Here is a 21,166-nt window from a genome sequence, read left to right on the forward strand (position 1 = left end):
GGACATCCGCTCGGCGTGTCTTTCGTCGGCGCATACGCTGACCTGCCTCTTCCCTGAAGTGAAACGATCTTGCCGCTCCGGTGCGAGCGGCCTGCCTGTCGTCGCCTTTCCTCGCCTGTTTGCGATCGCGCCCGGTCGCCAGCAGGCACTTGCCGTCTCCATTGCCAGTAGAGAAACATCATGAACGCAAAGTGTTATCGGACTGTATTCAACGCCGTTCGGGGCATGCTGGTTGCCGTGGAGGAAACGGCCTCGAGTACCGGTAAGGGGCGCAACGCGGGCGCATGTGCTCAGGGCGCAGTTGGTGTGGCCGTTTCGGTGGCTCGCTTTACTGTGCTGCCAGTGGTCTTTGGGGCCTGGTGCGCGTTGGGTGTGCCTGCGGCCGTGCATGCGCAGGTGGTGGCCGCTCCAGGCTCGGGCGCACAAGTTGTGCAGACGGCAAACGGTTTGCAGCAGGTGAACATCGCCCGCCCGAACGGAAGCGGGGTCTCGCTCAATACGTACTCGCAGTTCAACGTACCTGCGGCCGGGAACATCCTCAACAACAGTTCGACCATTACGCAGACCCAGCAGGCGGGCTATATCAACGGTAACCCGAACCTGTTGCCTGGCGGCAGCGCTCGCATCATCGTCAATCAGGTCACCAGCACGTCGCCGACGACCATCCAGGGCTACACCGAGGTGGCCGGGCAGCGCGCGGAGGTGGTCATCGCCAACCCGAATGGCATCACGGTAAGCGGGGGCGGCTTTATTAACACGAGCCGGGCCACCCTAACCACTGGGATTCCCGTTTTCGGGGGCAGCGGCAGCCTGGACGCATATCGCGTCACGGGCGGACAAATCACCATCCAGGGCGGGGGCCTGAACGCGGCCAATGTCGACCAGGTGGACTTGATCGCCCGCGCCGTACAGGCCAATGCGGCGGTCTATGCAAACCAATTGAATGTGATTGCGGGCGCCAACCAGGTCGACCGCAATACGCTGGCCGCCACACCCATCGCCGGCGATGGCGGCGCACCGTCCGTCGGCATCGATGTCAGCGCGCTGGGCGGTATGTACGCGAACAAGATTCTGCTCGCGTCGACTGAGAATGGCGTCGGCGTGTCCCTAAAGGGTGTGACGGCCGCGCAGGCCGGCGATTTGACGCTCACGTCTGGGGGCCAGTTGATTCTGGCGGGCACGACCAGTGCCACAGGCAACCTCAACGCCAGCGCGCGCGGCGATGTGACGAACTCGGGTGCGACCTACGGTAGCGGCCCTGTCTCGCTGTCCACCGATGGAACGTTGACCAACGCCGGTGCGCTCGCCTCGCAGCAAGGCCTGTCCGTCGACGCGGGCGCCGTGAACTCCACCGGCAGCCTGGGCGCCGGCGTTGCGCAAAGCGGCGCTGTCGCGCAAGCCGCTGACTTGAAGGTCACCACAACTGGCGCTCTGTCTGCCACAGGCACCAATGCGGCCGGCGGTAATGCGACATTCCAAGGCGCAGGCGTGAGCTTGGCACGCAGCCAGACCTCGGTGAACGGCAATCTGGCGCTCAATTCTTCCGGCAATGTCGATCTGACCGGCGCATCGACCCATGCGGGTGGCGCTGTGAATGCCAACGCAGCAGGGGCCTTCGTCAACGATGCCGGCCGCTTGAGCGGCAATGGCCCCGTGCAGGTCACAGCCGGCAGCGTGTCCAATGCCGGTGGGCAGATCGTCAGCCAGGCCGCCCTGGGCGTGCAGTCCACCGGTGCGGTAAACAACACCCAGGGTACGGTTCAAGCCGCAGGCGCACTTGCGGTTTCCGGTTCCACGATTGACAACACCGCTGGCCGTCTCGTTTCTCTCAACGCAGATGGCCTCACGGTCAATGCCGCCACGTCGATTACCAATGCGGCCGGCACAACGGCCGATGGCGCGCAGGGCGGCGTGATTGGCGGCAACGGCGCAGCCACCATCACCGCGCAAACGCTGACGAACCGTGGTCAGATCAGCGCGGCAACCGATGCCGCGCTCAACGCTGCTACGCTCGACAACAGCAACGGCAGCGTGAAGGCCGGCCGCACACTCGCAGCCAATGTGACAGGCGCCGTGAACAACCAGCATGGCACGCTGTCGGCCGATACGACCAACGTGTCCGCAGGGTCGATCGACAACTCGGCAGGAACGATCGAAGGCAACCAGCTCGGCCTCACCACGACGGGCAACCTCAGCAACCGAAACGGTGCGATCAACCAGGTCAGCCAGGCCGACACCACGCTGCAGGTCGGCGGGGCCTTGGACAACACGGGCGGCACGATTGCAGCCAATGCGCAGAACCTGACGGTCAACGCGCAGGCGCTGACCAATGATGGCGGCAAGTTGCAGCACGCTGGCTCGGGCGCGTTCTCAGTGACCACCACCGGTGCGCTGTCCAACGTAGGCGGCCAGGTGCGCACCAATGGCACGTTGTCGGCTAAGGCGGGCTCGGTGGACAACACCAGTGGATCGGTGATCGCGCAAGGCGCACAGACATTGACCGTTGCAGGGGCATTGAACAACACGAACGGTACGGTGCATGCGGGTGATTCGCTCAAGGTGCAAGCCGGTGGGGCGCTCACGAATGTCGGGGGCAATGTCGAGGCCAACAGTGCGCACAGCACGTTGTCCGTATCGTCGGCGTCGCTGGACAACACCTCCGGCCGCGTGGTGAACGTCGGGGATGGTGTGACCACAGTGGCGGTGCAGCAGACCTTGCTCAACGCCAATCCGACGAACGTCCCAGGGCAAGGCCTGATTGGTGGGAACGGCGCCCTCAATATCACGGCAGGAGCCCTGCAAAATCACGGCACGCTCAGCGCCAAGGGTGACCAGACGCTGAACGCACAATCGTTCGACAACAGCAACGGCACGGCACTGGCCAGTGGCGCACTCTCGGCAACGATTGCCGGTATCGTCAACAACAACCAAGGTACGCTCTCAGCAAACAGCACGACGCTGACCGCAGCTTCGGTCGACAACACGACGGGCAAGATTGAAGGTAATCAACTTGCGCTGACGACCACCGGCAATCTGGTGAACCGAGGCGGGTCGATCAACCAGTACAGCCAAGCTGACACGAATATCAAGGTCGGCGGAACGCTCGACAGTACCAACGGATTGATTGCCGCCAACGCGCTGAACCTGTCGGTGAGCGCCCAGGCGATGACCAATGACGGCGGCAAGCTCTTGCATGCCGGTACAGGCACCTTCACGCTGGACAGCCAAGGCACCCTGAGTAATGTCGCGGGTCAGGTGCAGACGAACGGCATCTTGTCGGCGGCGGCCGCTTCGTTAGACAACAGTAGCGGTCTCCTTGCCGCACAAGGCGCCCAGACAGTCACGACGCAAGGAGCGCTGAACAACACCAATGGGACGATGCGCTCGGGCGACGCGCTCAAGGTGGAGGCCGGCGATGCGTTGACAAATGTCGGCGGCGATATTGAAGCCAACGGCGTGCACAGCACCTTGTCGGTCTCCGCACGTACGCTGGATAACACCTCAGGCCGTATCGTGAATGTCGGCGATGGTGCTGCCGCGATTTCCGTACAGCAAACGCTCCTGAACGCCAATCCGACGAATGCCTCCGGGCAGGGCCTGATCGGTAGCAACGGTGCGTTGGGCGTTACGGCCGGCGCCCTCCAGAATCACGGTACGCTGAGCGCCAAGGGTGATCAGGTGCTGACGGCGCAATCGTTCGATAACAGCAACGGCAGCACGTTGGCGAGTGGTACCCTCACAGCGACGATTGCCGGCGCCCTCAATAACGCCAGTGGCACGCTGTCCGCAAACAGCACCACGTTGACGGCGGGTGCGACTGACAACACCGCCGGCAAGATCGAAGGCAATCAACTTGCGCTTACGACCACCGGCAATCTGGTGAACCGTGGCGGGTCGATCAACCAGTACAGCCAGGTCGACACCACGCTCAAGGTTGGCGGGACGCTCGACAACACGAACGGAACGATCGCTGCAAACGCTCAGAATCTCGCCGTCAGCGCCAACGCGATCACCAACGACAGCGGCAAGTTGCAACACGCAGGCACTGGTGCCATCACCGTAGCGAGCAACGCGGCGTTCTCCAATGTTGGTGGCCAAGTACAGACCAACGGCGCGCTGTCGATACAGAGCGCCGCCCTCGACAACACCAGTGGCCTCATCGCCGCGCACGGTGCGGAAACCGTCTCTAGCACAGGGGCGCTGAATAACACGAACGGCACTTTGCACGCGGGCGGCAGCTCCCGAGTGCGGGCTGGTGGCGCATTGACGAACGTCGGAGGCAACATCGAAGCGGATGCAGCGCACGGCACCTTGTCGGTATCCGCTGCCTCGCTCGATAACACCAGCGGCCGTGTGGTGAACGTGGGCGATGGAACCACCACAGTGGCGGTGCAGCAAGCGCTGGTCAACGCTAGCTCCAACAACACCGCCGGCCGTGGCTTCATCGGCGGCAACGGCGATCTCGACGTGACGGCCGGGTCCTTGCAGAACCATGGCGCGCTGACCGCCAAGGGCAACGAAACGCTGACTACGCAATCGTTCGACAACAGCAATGGCAGCGCAGCGGCGAACGGTGCGCTGACCGCCAATGTCGCCGGGGCGCTCGTCAATCACCAGGGCTCGCTGTCGTCCGGTACGACAACCATCAATGCGGCGACGCTCGACAACACTGCCGGCAAGCTCGAAGGCAACCAATTGAGCTTGTCCACCACCGGCGACCTCGTCAACCGGGGCGGCACACTTGCCCAGTACAGCCAGACCGACACGGATCTGAAGGTGGGCGGGACGCTGGATAACATTAATGGCTCGATTGCCGCCAACGCGCACAACCTGTCGATCAACGCCAACGCGATCACCAATGACGGCGGCAAGCTGCAGCACGCGGGCGCTGGCACCCTTACGATGGACAGCAATGGCGCGCTCTCCAATGTCGGCGGCCAGGTGCAGACCAATGGCGCGCTGTCGACACATGCGCAGTCGATCGACAACACCAGCGGTCTCATCGCCGCACAGGGAACCGAGACCGTTTTCACCACGGTGGCGCTGAACAACACCAATGGAACCCTGCACGCGGGCGGCAATTCGCAAGTGCAAGCCGGCGGGGCCTTGACCAATGTCGGCGGCAACATCGAAGCCAGCAGCGCCCATGGTTCGCTGTCCGTTTCGGCGAACTCGCTGGACAATACCTCGGGCCGCGTGGTGAACGTCGGCGACGGCGCCACCACGGTGGCTGTGCAGCAAGCGCTGCTCAACGCCAACCCGGCCAGTACGGCGGGCCGTGGCGTCATCGGCGGCAACGGCGATCTGGCCGTGTCCGCAGGGACTTTGCAGAACCACGGTACGCTGACCGCCAAAGGCAATGAAACGCTGACTACGCAATCGTTTGATAACAGCAGCGGTAGCGCGCGCGCTGGTGGCGCGTTGACGGCCAACGTGGGAGATGCCCTAACGAACCAGAACGGCTTGCTGTCGGGCAACGCCACCTCCCTGTCGGCTGCTTCGCTGGATAACTCTTCTGGCCATATCGAGGGCAACCAGCTCGGCATCGTGACCACGGGCGATCTCGTCAACCGGGGCGGCATCCTTGCCCAGTACGATCGGACGGATACGACGCTCAAGGCGGGCGGCTCGCTGGACAATACCGGCGGCACGATTGCCGTGAATGCTGACAACCTCACCCTGTCCGGCCGGAACGTACACAACGACGGCGGCAAGGTGCAGCACGCCGGCACCGGCACGCTGTCAGTCTCGGCGCAAGCGGCGCTGACCAACACCAACCACGGCCAAATCCAGACCAACGGTGCGTTGACCACCCAATCCGCGACGCTGGACAACACGAACGGCAGCGCGGCGGCGCTGGGCGCGGCCTCCGTCTCCACCACGGGCGACCTGACAAACAAGCAAGGGACGCTCTACGGCCAGTCAAGCCTGACGCTGGCCAGCGGCGGCCAACTCGACAACACGGCCGGCTCCGCGCAGACCCAGGGCAATCTGTCGGCCACCGCATCCGGGGCAATCGGTAACGCGGGCGGCCAAATCACGGCCAATGGCCCGCACGGCACCATGACGGTGTCCGGCGCGCGCGTGGACAACGCCGCCGGCCGCCTGGTCAACGCCGGGGACGGCGCCACTGCGATCAATGCCACCAACAGCATCAACAACGCCGGTGGTTCGATGGGAGGCACTGGGGATGTGACACTCAATTCCCAGACGCTTACCAACACGGCCAACGCCAAGCTGGTGGCCAGCGGTGCGCTCACGCTCAACACCACGGCCCAGATCAACAACCAGGGCGGCCTGATATACGGCGGCCAGGGCCTGACCCTGAACCAGACGGGCGCGACGCTCACCAACAACAACGGTTCCATGCAGGGCGGCAAGGATCTGAGCCTGGCCGTCGCGTCGATGACGAACACGGGCGGCAACGTGCGCGCGAACCACGACGTTGGCGTGCAGGGTGCCGTGTCAGGTGACGGCGAAATGACCGCCGGCCGTAATCTGACCTTGAAGGTGGCGGGCGACTACACCAATGGCGCCAATAACCACCTGCGCGCCGATGGCGACATGCTGGTGTCGGCCACCGGTACGCTCACGAACAGTGGCACGCTGGGGGCCGCCGGCAACACCACGGCCAGCGGCGCCAACGTGGTGAATACCGCCACCGGCGACATCACCGGCGCGAACACGTCCGTCACGGCGAGCAACGCCATCAGCAATGCCGGCCGCATCGAGGGCAACGGCGTGCAGACCCAGAGCGCGACGCTCGCCAACACCGGTACGGTGATCGGCAACCACGTGCAGGTCCAAGCAGCCGACATTACCAATTCGGGCGCGGCGGCGGTGATGGCGGCGGTGCAGCAGTTGAACGTCTACGCGACCAATTCCGTGTCGAACCTGGATGGCGCCACGTTGTACAGCTTCGGCAACATGCAGATCGCCCGCGATGGCGCGCGCGACCCGGCCACCGGCCTTCTGACCAACCAAATCGGCACACTTACCAACCGTTCAGCCACCATCGACGCGGGCGGCGACATCGACATCGCCGCTCGCGCGGTCAACAACACACGCACGAGCATAGTAACGGCGCCAGGCACGCCGCAAAGCGTCACGCAGACACTCTCAACGTGGTATCGGAATGGCGTCGTTGATTGGACGGGTTTCAACACGCTACCGATCACGGCCACCGTTGACAAATCCACTGTCACCAACCTTGACACCACAGCCAAGAGCCTGACCTTAACGAAGCCGGCTACCGAGAGCTATCCGGATCCGGACGCACTTCGGCAGTGTGGTAGAGAGGACATCGAGTGCCGGCAGAACGTCCCTCAACTCTCGCGCAATATCACCGCCAACGCCGCACAGTGGTATCAGTCGATTCAGGACAACGGAAGCACCTACACGATCACCTTCCGGCCAGACTGGGACCCGACCAAGAACATTCAACCGGATCAGGTCCGAGTGCGTTACGACCTGGGTATCGACAGCCGCGATTACCACGAACTCTCGCGCACCACGACGACTACGACGACGACTGACCAACTCATCTCGGCCAGCGATCCCGCAAGAATTCGCGCCGCAGGCGCGATACGCGTCAACGCTAACGGTGGCTCGATTCTCAATGGGTCATCCACCATGGCCGCAGGCGGCAACCTGATTCGCTCGGCCGTAGGAGGCACGGTCACGGACCAGGGCACGGTGCTGCAACAAAGCGTGAGCACGACCGAGACCTCGACCTTCTTCTGGCACGCGAAAACTTGGGGCGGCTCGGACACCCAGGTGGTGCCCTACCCAACCACGCCTGTGGCATCCACCACGGTCGCGGCGCTGCCTGCAATCGCCACATCAAACCAGGCCGTCCAGACCACGGCACAGACCATCAACGTGAGCACCGTCGACCGCCTGGGCCAAACGGTGACGGGCAGCGGACTGACCGGAGGTGGCGCGAGCGGCGCGACGGTCGGCAGTGCAGGCAATGGGGTTGCCGGTGCCGGTACAGTCGCGGGGAGCGCCGGTAGCACAGTGGGCAGTGCAGGCAGCGGCATCGCCAATACTGGCACCGTGACAGGCGGCGCTGCCGACATGGTGGCCAGTGCTGGCAACGGCGCTGCCAATGCCGGCACGGTCACAGGCAATTCCGCCGGTGCGGTCGGCAGCGCCGGCAAGGGAGCCGCGAGCGCGGCTGCGGTAAGCGGCACGGCCACCAGCGCCGTTGGCGCAACGACGGGCAGCACGCACGCCTACCAGACGCTGGGCACCGCCAATGGCGGCATTCCGAACCTGACGCTGCCCCTCAATGGGCTCTTCCACGTGCAGCCCGCGCCCAGCGCGACATACTTGGTGGCGACCGATCCGCGCTTCACGCAATACACCAAGTTCATCTCCAGCGACTACATGCTGAGCGCGCTGAACCTGAACCCGCAGACCACGGAAAAGCGCCTGGGTGACGGTTTCTACGAAGAAAAGCTTGTACGTGACCAGATCACGCAGTTGACCGGCCGCGTCTTCCTCGCGGGCCAAACCGACCAGTTGGACGAGTACCGCACCCTCATGGACTCGGGTGTGAAATATGCCAAGGCGTTCAGCCTGACGCCGGGCATCGGTTTGTCGGACGCGCAGATGGCGCAATTGACCACCGATATGGTGTGGCTGGTGTCGCAGGATGTGACCCTGCCGGATGGCTCGCACCAGTCGGTGCTGGTGCCCAAGCTCTACTTGGCGCAGGCCCACACGGTCGATCTGGCTTCCACTGGGGCATTGGTGGCCGGCAATACCGTCCAATTGAACGCCTCGGGCGACGTGAACAGCAGCGGGCGCATCGTGGGCGATGTGGCGACGCAAGTCCTGGGCAACAACATCCTTAACCAGGGCGTGCTCGGTGGAAATGGTAGTCAGACTCTGGTGCAGGCGGTGCAAGATGTGCACAACCTGGGCGGCACCATCACCGGTCAAGATGTGGGCGTGGTGGCCGGTCGTGATGTCATCAATTCGTCGCAGCTTATCTCGAACCTGAACACGGTCGGGCCGAACAACTACACCGCTGGCGCCACCGGTGTCGGCTCGGTCGGCACGATCTCTGCCACCAACAATGCGACCGTATTGGCTGGCCGCGATATCACCATGCTGGGCGGCAGCGTAGGCGCGGGCAACACGGCATCCCTGGTGGCAGGCCGCGATCTGACGCTGGGCACGGTTCAAATCGGCACGACTCAGGACGCGGTTTCGCGCGGCGGGCTGAGCTATTCGCATGATCAGACCACGACCAACGTGGGCAGCATCGTAGCTGCGGGCCAGAACGTTGTGGCGGTGGCTGGGCGCGATGCGACGCTCACCTCGTCGATCATCCAGGCCGGTAACAACGCCACGGTGGCTGCGGCGGGCAATGTGACTGCGACGGCAGCGATCAATACGCACACGCACAGCGAAGGGTCGCTGGGTGGCGATGCACAGTACAAGCAGTCGTCCTACGACGAAAAGGCCAGCGGCAGCACGATCCAGGCGGGCAACAATGCGACGCTCGGGGCGGGGCAGACCCAGTCCGTCAATCAGGTCCTGCAAGCCGATGGCCTCGCCACGGTCGCTAGCCAGGGACCGGGCAACGTGTCCGTGCTTGGCTCTTCTCTCTCCACTGATAAGGGCACCGCAAAGCTAGTCGCCACAGGCGATGTGACAGTCGGCGCGGTGAATACGCAGCACACGAGCGATCGTTGGTCAGAAGATAAACACTCCGGATTTCTGTCGTCCACCTCGACGAAGACTATCGACTCAACCAAGCGCACTGACGTAGTCGGCTCGACGGTTTCGGCGGATAGCCTTGCTGTGTCGGCCGGCCGGGACATCAACGTCAACGGCAGCAGTATCGCCGCGACGAACGATGCTACGTTGGTAGCCAAGCGCGACATCAATATTACGGCCGCCACGGCGTCGTCGAGCGAATCGCATTTCCGCGAAGAGAAGACCAGCGGCCTTATGGGCTCGGGAGGCATCGGCTTCACGATCGGCTCACGCAAGCAAAGCGAAGATGATCGCAACACCCAGACCACCGCTGTTGCGTCCACGGTCGGCTCGACCAATGGCAATGTGTCGCTCACCGCTGGCAATCACTACCAGCAGACCGGCAGCAACGTGATTGCCGTGCAGGGCGATGTCGACATCCAGGCCAAGAAGGTCGACATCACCGAGGCGCGGGAAACCAGCCACAGCAGCCAGGAGACTAAGTTTGAGCAGTCTGGCTTGACTGTCGCCGTGACGGCTCCTTTGATTGCCGCGCTGCAGACTGCTTCGCAGATGGGCAGCGCGGCAAGCCAGACGTCGGACGCGCGCCTTAAACTGCTGGCCGGCGGCGCCACTGCCCTTGCGGGAAAGAATGCAATGGATGCCGTAAAGGCCGATCCAAAGGCGGCTGGCGGCCTTAGCGTCTCGGTCACGGTGGGCGGTTCCAAGAGCCAAAGCACGCAGACGCAGGATGCGGAAACCGCTGCGGGCTCCACGGTGCGGGCCGGCGGCGACGTGCGCATTCGTGCAACCGGCGACGGAAAAGACTCCACGCTTACGGTGCAGGGTAGCGACATCCAGGCCGGCAATAACGCGTCGCTCAAGGCTGATGGAGACATCAACCTGCTGGCGGCCAAGAACACCACCGACATGCAGCGCGGCAGCAGCAGCATGAGCGGTGGTGTCGGAGTTGCTGTGTCCGTCGGTTCTAGCGGTGCATCCTTTGGCATAACGGCCAATGCCAGCGCATCGCGCGGCGACGGCAACGGCCACGATGTGACGTGGACCAATACGCACGTCAACGCTGGCAACCAGCTCACGTTGGAATCCGGCGGCGACACCAATATCAAGGGCGCGGTTGCCTTTGGTAAGCAAGTGGTGGCGGATGTGGGCGGCAACCTGAACATGGCAAGCCTCCAGGATACGAGTACCTTCCATAGCAAGGATCAGTCGATCGGCGGTAGCGTAACGGTGGGCATGGGCGCCTCGGGCAGTGTGAGCGCCAGCCAGCAGAAGATCGACAGCGATTACGCCAGCGTGAAGGAACAATCCGGCATCAAGGCCGGGGATGGCGGCTTCCAGGTCAACGTGAAAGGCAACACCGATCTGAAAGGTGCGGTGCTGGCCTCTACGGACAAGGCTGTCCAGGACGGTACTAACAGCCTGACGACCGCGACGCTAACGACGAGCGAGATTCACAACCACGCGGACTACAGCGCCAGCAGCGTTGGTATTGGTGGCGGCTACAGCACCGGTGGCGGCGGCATGATGCCGATTGGCGGTGGTAGCGGCAGCCCAGGTGCGGGCGGTGTCGGGACGAACCAGCAAGGCCAAGCCACCACGGGTGGCGACAAGGTGCCGGGCTCCAATCTGCCATCCAGTGGTGGCTTCAGCGCGGCGCCGCCGATCGTGATGGGCGCAAGCGGTAGCAGCAGCAGCACAACCGTCAGTGGTATCAGCGGCGGCGCCATCCACATCACGGACGGTGCCAAGCAGCAAGCGCTGACCGGCAAGGATGCCGACCAGACCGTGGCCAGCGTGAACCGCAACGTCTCCACGAATGTGGATACGAGCGGCTCGCTCGCGCCGATCTTCAACGAAAAGGAAATCAAGACCGGGTTCGAGATCACCGGCGCCTTCATTCGTGAGACGAACACCTTCCTGAACAACCGGGCAGCGGAATCGACCCAGGCACAGAAGGCGCTCGATGCCGAAAAGGCCAAGCCGGCCGACCAGCAGGACCAAGCCAAGATCGCACAGCTCACGCAGACGCTGCAGGACAACGCGACGTGGGGCATGGGTGGCACTGGACGGATGCTAATCACTGCGTTAACAGCAGGTGCAGGCGCCAATGTGACTGGCGGAATGGGCCAACTTGCGCAGAACGCGACCATTGCCTACTTGCAGGAACTCGGTACGCAACAGGTGAAGCAGATGGCCGATAGCCTTGGTAGCGAGGGTGCCCGTGCGGCGCTGCACGCGATTGTTGGTTGCGCCGGGGCGGCGGCGAGTAGCCAGAGTTGTGGCTCGGGCGCTATGGGAGCAGCGGCCAGCTCAGTAATTGGCAGTTTGCTGGGGCCGACAGATGGCATGACGCCGGACGAAAAACAGGCGCGCGAGAACCTGGTTCGGAGCTTGGTTGCTGGTGTCGCCGGAGCCACGGGGCTTAACTCAGCTACGGCCACCAACGCTGCAACGATCGAGGTGGAGAACAACCACGCACTGCCTAAACCAGCCATAGTCGGAGTTGATCTGGTTCGGAAATATTGCGGTGCTACGCAGCCGTGCTCAGACAAACAAGTTAGCGATCTCTTGCGAGCGCAAAACGCCCTGAACTCCGCTGCCGGCAAGAACGCAACTGTTGCGGTTCTCTTGATGGGAGGACCTACTCTAGTCACCGCGGGTCTCGCTCTTGCGGCGTTGGCTCCAGAAATGCTTTCTATCGCGCTAGCGAACCCTACGGCTGCGGTGCAAGCTGGCATCATTAGTGCTGAGACCGCTGCCGCGATCATGACCAATTCGGTGGCACCTAGCGTCGTCTTGGAAGGAGCGGCCGGAAAGGCGGTACAGCGCGGTACAACGGCAATCGGCAGAGCGGCGGAAGAGGGCGGTGCGGCTGGCGGTAGCGCGGCAAACGCTCGGTTGCCGAACGACCTACTGCCGAACTCATCTACCCTGGTGCTAACTGAGACGGAGGCCAGAAGCCTCGGGGGACAGAACAAGGGGCTGATCTATGTCACAGAAACGCCCAGAGGTGGTTCGGCAGCACAAGACTTCCAAGCCGGAACGAATGGTGCGTTCAGTGACCTTGCAACAGGGAAACCCGCAGTTCCAGCCTTGCGCTACGACAACCCGAACGCGAACGGGGTGAACTACGTCAAGTTCGATGGTGTCGAAGAGGCGGCAGACGGGACGAAGGTCTTGCTGATTGATGCCAAAACGAAGCTAGCAATTTGGAGTGATGCAACACAGCAATCCACCCTCTCGACATTGGATAGGGTGAGGAGTGCGCTTCAACAGAATCCAGGATATAAGGTTGTGTATGAGTTTCCGAACACAAAAACAGCCAGTCTGGCGCGCGATTTCATAATTGAAAACGGCTTTGGGAATATCGTCTCAGTGAGAGTAAGGAATCCATGAAATCCGTGGACGTAAGGTTGTATATCTACTACAGGGCTAACAAAAGCGAGACGGCGGAAGGGCGTCATGAGATCGTCATGAACGGTCTCAAGCAGTTCGGCGGCCCGCTGGGATTGTCTGGCGTACCGATCCCATCACTCCCTGATTTTGGTGATGAGCTTTATGTTGGCTACAGTATCAGGCCGCCCCAATTCAAAGGACTTAATATCGCTGGTGGATACAAGTATCGCGGCGGTCGAGTTGCATTTGAAGATAAAGCTGTTGATGATGAGATGATAGTTTATAAATTCAAGACGTCAAATAAGATAATTAACTATAAAGACGTATTGCACAGGGATTTGTGTCGCGCAATCTCCGCATTTCGCGGTTATCGAGCGGCTCTTTTCTTTGACTCTTATGAGTCCGCTTACTGTGGAGGCTACATCCCTTCTGAGGATGGGGCTTCCGCCTTCGACGAGAAAGGGGAGGCCGTGCAAAATAATGCGCGGTACAACGAGCTTCGAGCAAATCCCGCAATCGACGTAGACGGTAGAAACAACATCTATACTCTTCATGCCGCTCAATATTGGGACTCGGAACTTTGTCAGCGAGCGCTTGGTTACGGACCAAGCGAGGTCGTAAAAAGGCTGGTAGGAAAAGCACCCAACGTCGAGCAACTTGATGGCGGAGTTTATCTCGTATTAAACGATGATCCGGCAATGAGCTTCGATGATTTTTTGGCCATGAACGCGAAATACAAGGAAATTCTTGGCCTAATTTAGAGTCAGGCGCTGAAGGATGCAACGGGTAAGGATTTTGTGCCAATCCAGAACGCGTCAGGGAACGGTATTGACTTGGTCTATGTGGACAAAGAGACCAAGACCGTCTACCACGTTGAAGTGAAGAGCAACCTTGATGGCTTGCCGGGCAATACGCCGCAGGGGAATCTTCCCAAGCAATTCGCCGATTGGATTCAGGATGCCGCTGACGGGAAACTGAATAAGCAAGCTGTCTCATCCGATGCCCAGGCACTCGCTCAGCAAATCCAGGGCTACATGAACCCTGCCTCGGGATATACGATCAGCCACAATGTGATGCAGGTCCAGATTCCGCGCCGCGGGTCCACCGGGCAGGTGAGTGCAAGTTTGCGTCCTTGGCCGCCATCGAATTGAGGAGTCCGATGCAACGTCTTGGTGTGTATAAAAAATGGCTATCAGAAGCCGAGTTATTGGCGCGCAATGACAATCTTTCCGAGCACTTGGAGCAAGGCTGGCTTCATGAACGCGCCAATATGGAGCAGTATGCGCATGGCAACAATAGGCCGTTCGAGGAGCGGCTGGAGGCGCTTGGCTTGCCTCGCATTTGCCTCCCAAACCTCGTTGGGCGGGCACTTTCTGCGTGCCTTCTGGACCTAGAAAAAGCAACGCATGACATTTTTTCGCACGAACCGGCGTCAGTGTGGGAGCCCAAGCTTAGGCGTTATTGGGCATACCAATATTGGCGAGTTCGACTAGACCACTACGTGCAGGTTGGCGCAACGACGGGGGGACAGGCCGGTTTTGGCACAGCGATGGCGTCCCTCGCTGGGTGCCTGTGTGCAGGATGGATAGACGAAGCCAAGTTGTTGGCAGAGGAAATTCTTGTTCTCTATCAGCACAAGCGCTTCTACGACGTGGGGGGCATGTTCGGGCAGCCCTTGTACCACTGGCTCCTGCGTGTCTGTCTGGTCCATTGGGGATGGGGATTCAATGACTGGGGCGACGATGACGATGAGGGAGCCCCGGTGGCCCTCAGCGAACCCGTGCTGAATGATCTGGTCACCCATTGGTGCGACACGAATCTAACGCCGATGCAAGACCACGTCAGGTGGCTGTGTGACTACTACACGCACCGCACGAAGCCTGCCGGTGGATACGAATTCAACAACGACTTGCTACTCGTGCGTTTCCCTGCAGTCATCCTTGCATGGCAAAGGCTTCGGCAGGAGCGCGGGCTAGACAATCCGCCAATCGATCATCCGTTGATGCGGCCCGACTATGCTCGGTTACGCGAGCCCGTGCCGATGTACTCCGATCCGTTGCTCGATGCAGTCATCGCGCGCCTGCGCCGAGAAGAGATGCCTGATCTGGGGGGCGGTACGCAGACCGTCGGTGCCGCACTCCGATAAGAAGGTGAGCCTCCTCGCCAAGCTACTGGGGCGCTAATCACCACGCAGCTCACCCGCAAGCTGGAAGTTTCGCTACCCATTGAAACCTGAAGCTCGCGCCCCAGGTTGGGCAACTCTTAAACGGCCCGCAAGTGAGTGAGTCGATGAATTTTGAGATCACATCGACGTGCAACTACAGGGTCACCATTGTTATATGACGCAGTATGTTTTTCTTGGCGCGGCCTTCTATCTTGATCTCAAACGCTGCTCGCTTGGCGGCGGTAGTACCAGAAGATGAAATACAACAAAAGATCAATGCCGATCATTCTGCGGGAACCGGCACGCTGCCGTAATCGCGTTCGCTATACGAACTATTTTTTTCGATGCAATAGAGTTGATTAAATAAAGACATGAAAGCCGCTCAAACGAATAAGAATAAAGTAAGCCTCCTCGCAATCGCCGCCGCACTGATGGTCACTGCCTGCGGCGGTGGCGGCGATTCCAGCAGCACGAGCAACGCCTCGACTGCAACTACGGCGAGCAGTACGAGTCCCGATAGTTCCTGCTTCACCCTGCCCGGCAACGGCAAGACTGCAACGGTCACCGCCTCGACCACCGTGCCCGTAGAGGTGACCGTCGCTACGATCACGGGCGCGGGCGCGCAATCGTTTGAAGGACAGTCCTATTCAGGACTGGACGTTCACGCCCAGATTGCTGGTATTGACCAGCACCACGCTCTGTTCATGCTGCCGAACGCGCCATTCCTGCCTGCCGGTGCAATCAGCTATCCCTCGGTCGGCGATACGGATCCGCAGCAGCGCTACGCCTATACCTACTCGCCGATGACGCTGGAACAGCTGCGCACTGCCATCATTTCCGGCAAGGCGAGCTTTGGCAGTGGCTTGTCGTATGCTGGGTTGGTCAAGACGGTGCCGGCAGCAACTGACTTCCAACTGAACACGCCAGTCACACTCGTCATGCTGGAGCAGCAGGCGGGCGGTACTGCTTCTTTGCCTACGACCTTCAAGACGCGCTATATCAAGGAACTGACGCTTACGTATGCGGGACGCGAAGACGTGTCCGTTGGCAGCGCCACTTATGCGCAGGCGTGCAAGTTCTCGCTCGCCGTGCGGCGTACCGATTTCAACGGTTTGCCGTTCAGCATTACCAACGTGGCGACGGGCAACCTGTGGTTCGCTCCCGGCGTTGGGCTCGTGAAGGCGCAAAACTCCGGTTCTGTGCTGGGCACTCTGACCTCCTTGTCGGTGGCGGTCACCCCCGCGCCGTGAGTTGACGCGCGTCGATCAACATGGATCCAGAACCGGGCGGTCAAGCGGCCGCCCGGTGGCAAATCCTTGACGGCGCAACACCCTGCCTCTGGCGGCTGAGAACCGTATCTGCATGTACTACACATCCAACTCAACCTTTGCTCCCGCATGGATCGGCGTGCTGCTGTGCACACTGGCGCCCTTTGCAGTGCTGGCTCAGACGGCTCCAGGTCAGATTGCCGCCGCCAATGCCGAACAAGAGCAACGCCTTCGCCAGCAGCAGGAAGCGCGTGAACGCCAGCAGGCGTTGCAGGCGCCGACTGTCCGCGCGCAGCAAGCCGCGCCGGTCGAGTTCCCCGAGCTGCCGACCGAGATGCCATGCTTTCGCATCGAGCGCTTTGCGCTGGAGGCGTCGTCAGACCTGCCGGAAGCAGTACGCACACACGGCGCGTCTGCACTGCCGCAAGACCCGTTCGCATTCGCCCGCGCCTGGCTCGACCACTACCGTGGCCAGTGCGTCGGCAAGCAAGGCGTGCAGATACTTTCCAAGGGCGTCTCTCAAGCCATCCTCGCGCGCGGCTACGTCACCACGCGCGTGCTGGTGCCGCAGCAAGACCTCTCGGGCGGCACGCTGCGCTTTGCGCTCATCCCCGGCACCATCGGCCAACTGCGCTTTGCCGATCCGAGCGTGCGCGGCACCTGGAAGTCGGCCTTCCCGGCGCGCGCCGGTGACTTGCTGAACTTGCGCGACCTGGAGCAAGGCCTGGAGCAGATGAAGCGCGTGGCCAGCCAGGACGTCGACATGCAGATCGAGCCGACTCAGGCGCCTGGCGTGAGCGATGTGGTGATAACCGTCAAGCGCGCCAAGCCGTGGAGCGTGGTCGCCTCCGTCGACAATTCCGGCACGCGTGCCACCGGCAAGTTGCAGGGCAATGTGAGCCTGTCGATCGACAACCCCACGGGCCTGAACGACCTCTTCAACGTCGGGTACACCAAAGACCTGGACTACAGCAACGATGGGCACGGTACGCGGGGCTGGAGTGCGTTCTATTCGGTGCCTTGGGGATATTGGACCGGCACGCTGTCCGCCTACGCAAGCGATTACTTCCAACAGATCGCAGGCGTGAATCAGACGTTCGTGTCTGCCGGCAAGTCGCAAACCATTGACCTTAAGCTGCAACGCGTTATCGAGCGCAGCCAGAACGATGTGCTCGGCGTGCAGTTCCGCCTCTCCCGGCGCTTCGGCAAGAGCTTCATCGAGGACACGGAGATTCCCCAGCAGCGGCGCAACAACACGACCGCCGAGGTGGGGCTCACAGACCGCCATTACTTCGGCGCGGCGCAGCTCGATGCCAACCTGGCATATCGCCAAGGCATCGGCGCGTTGGGCGCGCAGGACGACACGCTCGCGGATGGCGGCGGCCCGACCTGGCGCTACCACATGGTGGTGGCCGATGCGAACCTGTCCGTGCCGTTCAAGATTGCATCGCAGAACCTGCGTTACGTCACCACCTTCCGGGGCCAATACACGCGCGACCACCTGTATTCGCTCGACGCTCTGACGATTGGCAGCCGCTACACGGTGCGCGGCTTCGACGGCGAGAACCTGCTTGCAGGGGACTACGGCTTTTACTGGCGCAACGAGCTGCAAGCGCCGATCGGCAACACGGGCCTGTCGGTCTACGGCGGCGTGGATTACGGCCACGTCTATGGTCCTTCCACCGTCAACATCATTGGACGGCAACTCGCTGGTGCGGTGATTGGATTGCGTGGCGGCTGGGCGACGCGCTTCGGCTCGCTCTCCTACGACCTGTTTGCGGGCACGCCGATCTACAAGCCGGCGGGCTTCGCCACAGCCAACATCACGACGGGCTTCCAAGTCACGTACCAATACTGAGTCCAGCACAGGGGCGAACCACATGTACCGTGATATCACGGTCAAAAGAATTAGCGCCGGCTCAATGATCAAGCTCATTGCGATCGGCTTGTACCTGTCGATTGTGCCGCTCAGCTTGCTGATCGGGGCTCTCTCGCTGTTCGGTATTGGCCGGGTGATGTGGAATGGCAGGCCGCTCCATGGTCTTACAGCATTAAACGCAAGTCCGTTCGTAGGTGTGTTTCTGGCGGCAATGCTCGCAGCCATTGTCTGGGTAGGTTGCTCTTTCGGTCTCTGGGTTTTTTCCAGGTATCGTTCGATCGTTTTGGAGCTTCAGGAGGCCGACCCGGCCGGCCAAGACAAATAGCCGCGCGGCGAAGCTGTACAACACGATCACGATTCCGTTCTTGCATAGACGCGGCCGGCTACAACAGCTGCCGCGTCGCTGCCCAGCATTCTCAGCCGCGAGCGAACGAGCTAACGCCCGTGACGCCCATCAATCCGATACCCGGGCTCCCACGTCACCTTCACCGGCGCCAGCTCCTGTTCGATCGACGCTTTTTGCTTCTCGCCTAGGTAGTCATCCTCAATCAAAAACGTAAGGGCTGCCGGAAACAATTCCCGTAGCCGTTGGCACGCATGCGTTTCTGAAAACCACGCTTCCGCCTCATCGGCGTCGATCGCCAGCTTGATGACATTCCGCGCAACGGGCGCTGACTGCGCGATGCCCCGATGCGGCTCCGGGCTGTAGGGGTAGAAGGTTGGAGTTGTCGCCATGTGCCTGAGTTGTCTACGTCGTCCATCGAGGTCACGTTTCTGGTGAAGCAATATAGCCGCGCCGCTCAGCCACTGGTGCAACGCTAGTTGGCGCACGCCGCTCCCTCATCGCCCACACGTCCCAAACCGGTGCACCCCGCACCAACTCCAAGCGCCCAATCCCCCACACCCCCAGCCCACGCCTCACCCAAGGGCAAAGCCCAGGCAACCAACCCCCCGCAATACCGCGCAATACGCTGCTTTATGCTGCATGGCACAAAACTCGCATAAGCCGTGGGCGACCGGTCAGACCACGACCGTGTCTTTCTCCAATCCCGGCCCATGCACAGCATTCCATCCTCCGTCGCGCAAGCACTCCAGCAACGCATCCTGAGTGGCGAGTACCCCAGTGGCAGCCGCCTGCCGCCGCAGCGTGAGCTGGCGGAAAGCCTGGGCGTGAGCCGCGCGTCGTTGCGCGAGGCGCTCACCGTGCTCGAAACGCTGGGCCTGGTGGACATCCTCCCCAGCCGGGGCGTGGTGGTGCGCGGCCAGACGTTTGGCGCAGAAGGGGCGAATGCCGAGCGCATGCACCGGCCGTTTGCCACGCCGGCGCTGGGCACGCTGTCGCCGCGTCAGTTGATCGAGCTGCGCCTGGTGCTGGAGCCCGGCTGGACGGCGCTGGCTGCCGCGCGCATGCATGCCGCCGGCCTGCGCCACCTGCAGTGGCTGCAGCAGCAGTTGGCCCACGCGCTGGAGCGCAATGATTTGCTGAGCGCGGCAGAGGCGGATTTGCACTTCCACCTGCTGCTGGCGCAGTTGTCCGGCAACCCCGGGTTGATGGCGATGGCCGGCCAGTTGGAACACGCCATCGGCCACAGCCTGCGCCTGCCCTTTGCCCGCAACGGCGCAGACGACCACCCCGCGCACGAGCACGACGCCATCGTGCAGGCCATTGCCGCGGGCGATGTCGCCGCCAGCGCAGAGGCCATGCGCGCGCATCTGCTGTCGGCCGCGCGCCGCAGCGGCATTGATCTGACTGCGCCGCCCGCCACGCCCGAACCCATGCAGCACGAACCGGCTTCGTTTCGCCTCGCCTCGATTTCCTGATCCTGAATTTCCTGAAGGAGTTTTTGAATGACCCGCATCACTGCCCGCCACGCTTCGCGCCCCATCTCGCGTCGCTTCTTCCTCCATGCCGTCATGGCGGCCAGCGCTGTTGCGGCGTTGCTGCCCGGCCGCCCGGCACATGCCGATGCGCTGGCCAACATCCAGAAAGCCGGCGTGATCCGCGTGGCCATCCCGAACGACTTCCCGCCGTTCGGCTCGCTGGGGCCAGACCTCAAGCTGCAGGGCTATGACATCGACATGGCCAACCTCGTCGCCAAGGAACTCGGCGTCAAGGCCGAGCTGGTGCCCGTCACCAGCACCAACCGCATTCCGTTCCTCACCACGGGCAAGGTGGATGTCGTCATCTCCAGCTTGGGTAAGAACGCCGAGCGTGCCAAGGTGATCGACTTCACGCAGGCGTATGCGCCCTTCCCCAAGAGCGTGTATGGCCCGAAGGATGTGTCGATCAAGGGGCCGGCAGATCTGGCCGGCAAGACGATCGGCGTCACACGCGGCTCGACTGAAGATCTGGCGCTCTCGGCCGTTGCGCCGGCGTCGGCCACCATCAAGCGCTATGAAGACAACAACGCCACCGCGCAGAGCTACCTGATCGGCCAGGTGCAGTTGGTGACGGTGGGCAACATCGTCGCCAACGCGGTGAACGAGCGCACGAAGCTGCGCCAGCTCGACCTGAAGTTCCCCGTGGAAGACACGCCCTGCTACGTGGGTGTGGCCAAGGGCGAGCCCGCGCTGCTGGACAAGGTGAACACCGTCATCACCAAGCTGAAGACGGATGGCCGCCTGAACGATCTGTCGCAGCGCTGGATCAAGATGCCGCTGCCGGCCAAGCTTTAAGCGCACGCACGCCTTCGCAACACAGGCCCGGCGCCCACGTTGGTGTGC

The 21,166-nt window shown here is 62.0% G+C and carries 10 protein-coding genes; 9 read left to right on the plus strand and 1 reads right to left on the minus strand.

Going from position 1 to position 21,166, the window contains the following annotated elements; all coding sequences use genetic code 11:
• Positions 1 to 180 precede the first annotated feature (180 nt).
• From N5B55_RS00095 to N5B55_RS00125, 7 genes are all read left to right on the plus strand, one after another.
• Entirely contained in the window at positions 181 to 13,131 is a 12,951-nt protein-coding gene (locus tag N5B55_RS00095; protein WP_304538758.1) for a hemagglutinin repeat-containing protein, read from the plus strand.
• A 77-nt stretch (positions 13,132 to 13,208) separates the two neighbouring features.
• Entirely contained in the window at positions 13,209 to 13,892 is a 684-nt protein-coding gene (locus tag N5B55_RS00100; protein WP_304538759.1) for a hypothetical protein, read from the plus strand.
• 36 nt (positions 13,893 to 13,928) lie between these two features.
• Positions 13,929 to 14,282 carry a hypothetical protein gene (locus N5B55_RS00105; protein WP_304538760.1) on the plus strand — a complete coding sequence of 118 codons (354 nt, stop codon included), beginning with the start codon at positions 13,929 to 13,931 and terminating at the stop codon, positions 14,280 to 14,282.
• 8 nt (positions 14,283 to 14,290) lie between these two features.
• A complete protein-coding gene (locus tag N5B55_RS00110) occupies positions 14,291 to 15,277 on the plus strand; it encodes a hypothetical protein (RefSeq protein ID WP_304538761.1) in 987 nt (328 codons plus the stop codon).
• 389 nt (positions 15,278 to 15,666) lie between these two features.
• The gene (locus N5B55_RS00115) at positions 15,667 to 16,545 is read left to right on the plus strand and encodes a hypothetical protein (RefSeq protein ID WP_304538762.1); all 879 of its coding nucleotides are present in this window, start codon (positions 15,667 to 15,669) and stop codon (positions 16,543 to 16,545) included.
• A gap of 112 nt (positions 16,546 to 16,657) precedes the next feature.
• Complete coding sequence (locus N5B55_RS00120; protein ID WP_304538763.1) at positions 16,658 to 18,421, plus strand: ShlB/FhaC/HecB family hemolysin secretion/activation protein; 1,764 nt, start codon at positions 16,658 to 16,660, stop codon at positions 18,419 to 18,421.
• Between the two features lie 22 nt (positions 18,422 to 18,443).
• Positions 18,444 to 18,767, plus strand: a complete 324-nt coding sequence (locus N5B55_RS00125) for a hypothetical protein (RefSeq protein ID WP_304538764.1) — start codon at positions 18,444 to 18,446, stop codon at positions 18,765 to 18,767.
• Between the two features lie 110 nt (positions 18,768 to 18,877).
• On the opposite strand, the gene N5B55_RS00130 is transcribed toward N5B55_RS00125, so the two are convergent.
• Entirely contained in the window at positions 18,878 to 19,177 is a 300-nt protein-coding gene (locus N5B55_RS00130) for a hypothetical protein (RefSeq protein ID WP_304538765.1), read from the minus strand.
• A 321-nt stretch (positions 19,178 to 19,498) separates the two neighbouring features.
• On the opposite strand from N5B55_RS00130, the gene N5B55_RS00135 reads away from it, so the two are divergent.
• Both N5B55_RS00135 and N5B55_RS00140 read left to right on the plus strand, forming a co-directional pair.
• Positions 19,499 to 20,263 carry a FadR/GntR family transcriptional regulator gene (locus tag N5B55_RS00135; RefSeq protein WP_304538766.1) on the plus strand — a complete coding sequence of 255 codons (765 nt, stop codon included), beginning with the start codon at positions 19,499 to 19,501 and terminating at the stop codon, positions 20,261 to 20,263.
• A gap of 27 nt (positions 20,264 to 20,290) precedes the next feature.
• Positions 20,291 to 21,118 carry a transporter substrate-binding domain-containing protein gene (locus tag N5B55_RS00140; RefSeq protein ID WP_037027927.1) on the plus strand — a complete coding sequence of 276 codons (828 nt, stop codon included), beginning with the start codon at positions 20,291 to 20,293 and terminating at the stop codon, positions 21,116 to 21,118.
• The last annotated feature ends 48 nt before the right edge of the window (positions 21,119 to 21,166 follow it).

This window comes from Ralstonia pickettii (genome assembly GCF_030582395.1).
In the GTDB taxonomy this organism is placed as follows: Bacteria; Pseudomonadota; Gammaproteobacteria; order Burkholderiales; family Burkholderiaceae; genus Ralstonia; species Ralstonia pickettii_D.

Excerpts from the sequence above, each read along its gene's own strand:
- N5B55_RS00135 (WP_304538766.1), top strand. The coding sequence starts at position 19,499 with ATGCACAGCATTCCATCCTCCGTCGCGCAAGCACTCCAGCAACGCATC.
- N5B55_RS00120 (WP_304538763.1), top strand. The coding sequence starts at position 16,658 with ATGTACTACACATCCAACTCAACCTTTGCTCCCGCATGGATCGGCGTG.
- N5B55_RS00110 (WP_304538761.1), top strand. The coding sequence starts at position 14,291 with ATGCAACGTCTTGGTGTGTATAAAAAATGGCTATCAGAAGCCGAGTTA.
- N5B55_RS00100 (WP_304538759.1), top strand. The coding sequence starts at position 13,209 with ATGAACGGTCTCAAGCAGTTCGGCGGCCCGCTGGGATTGTCTGGCGTA.
- N5B55_RS00115 (WP_304538762.1), top strand. The coding sequence starts at position 15,667 with ATGAAAGCCGCTCAAACGAATAAGAATAAAGTAAGCCTCCTCGCAATC.
- N5B55_RS00140 (WP_037027927.1), top strand. The coding sequence starts at position 20,291 with ATGACCCGCATCACTGCCCGCCACGCTTCGCGCCCCATCTCGCGTCGC.
- N5B55_RS00095 (WP_304538758.1), top strand. The coding sequence starts at position 181 with ATGAACGCAAAGTGTTATCGGACTGTATTCAACGCCGTTCGGGGCATG.
- N5B55_RS00130 (WP_304538765.1), bottom strand. The coding sequence starts at position 19,177 with ATGGCGACAACTCCAACCTTCTACCCCTACAGCCCGGAGCCGCATCGG.
- N5B55_RS00125 (WP_304538764.1), top strand. The coding sequence starts at position 18,444 with ATGTACCGTGATATCACGGTCAAAAGAATTAGCGCCGGCTCAATGATC.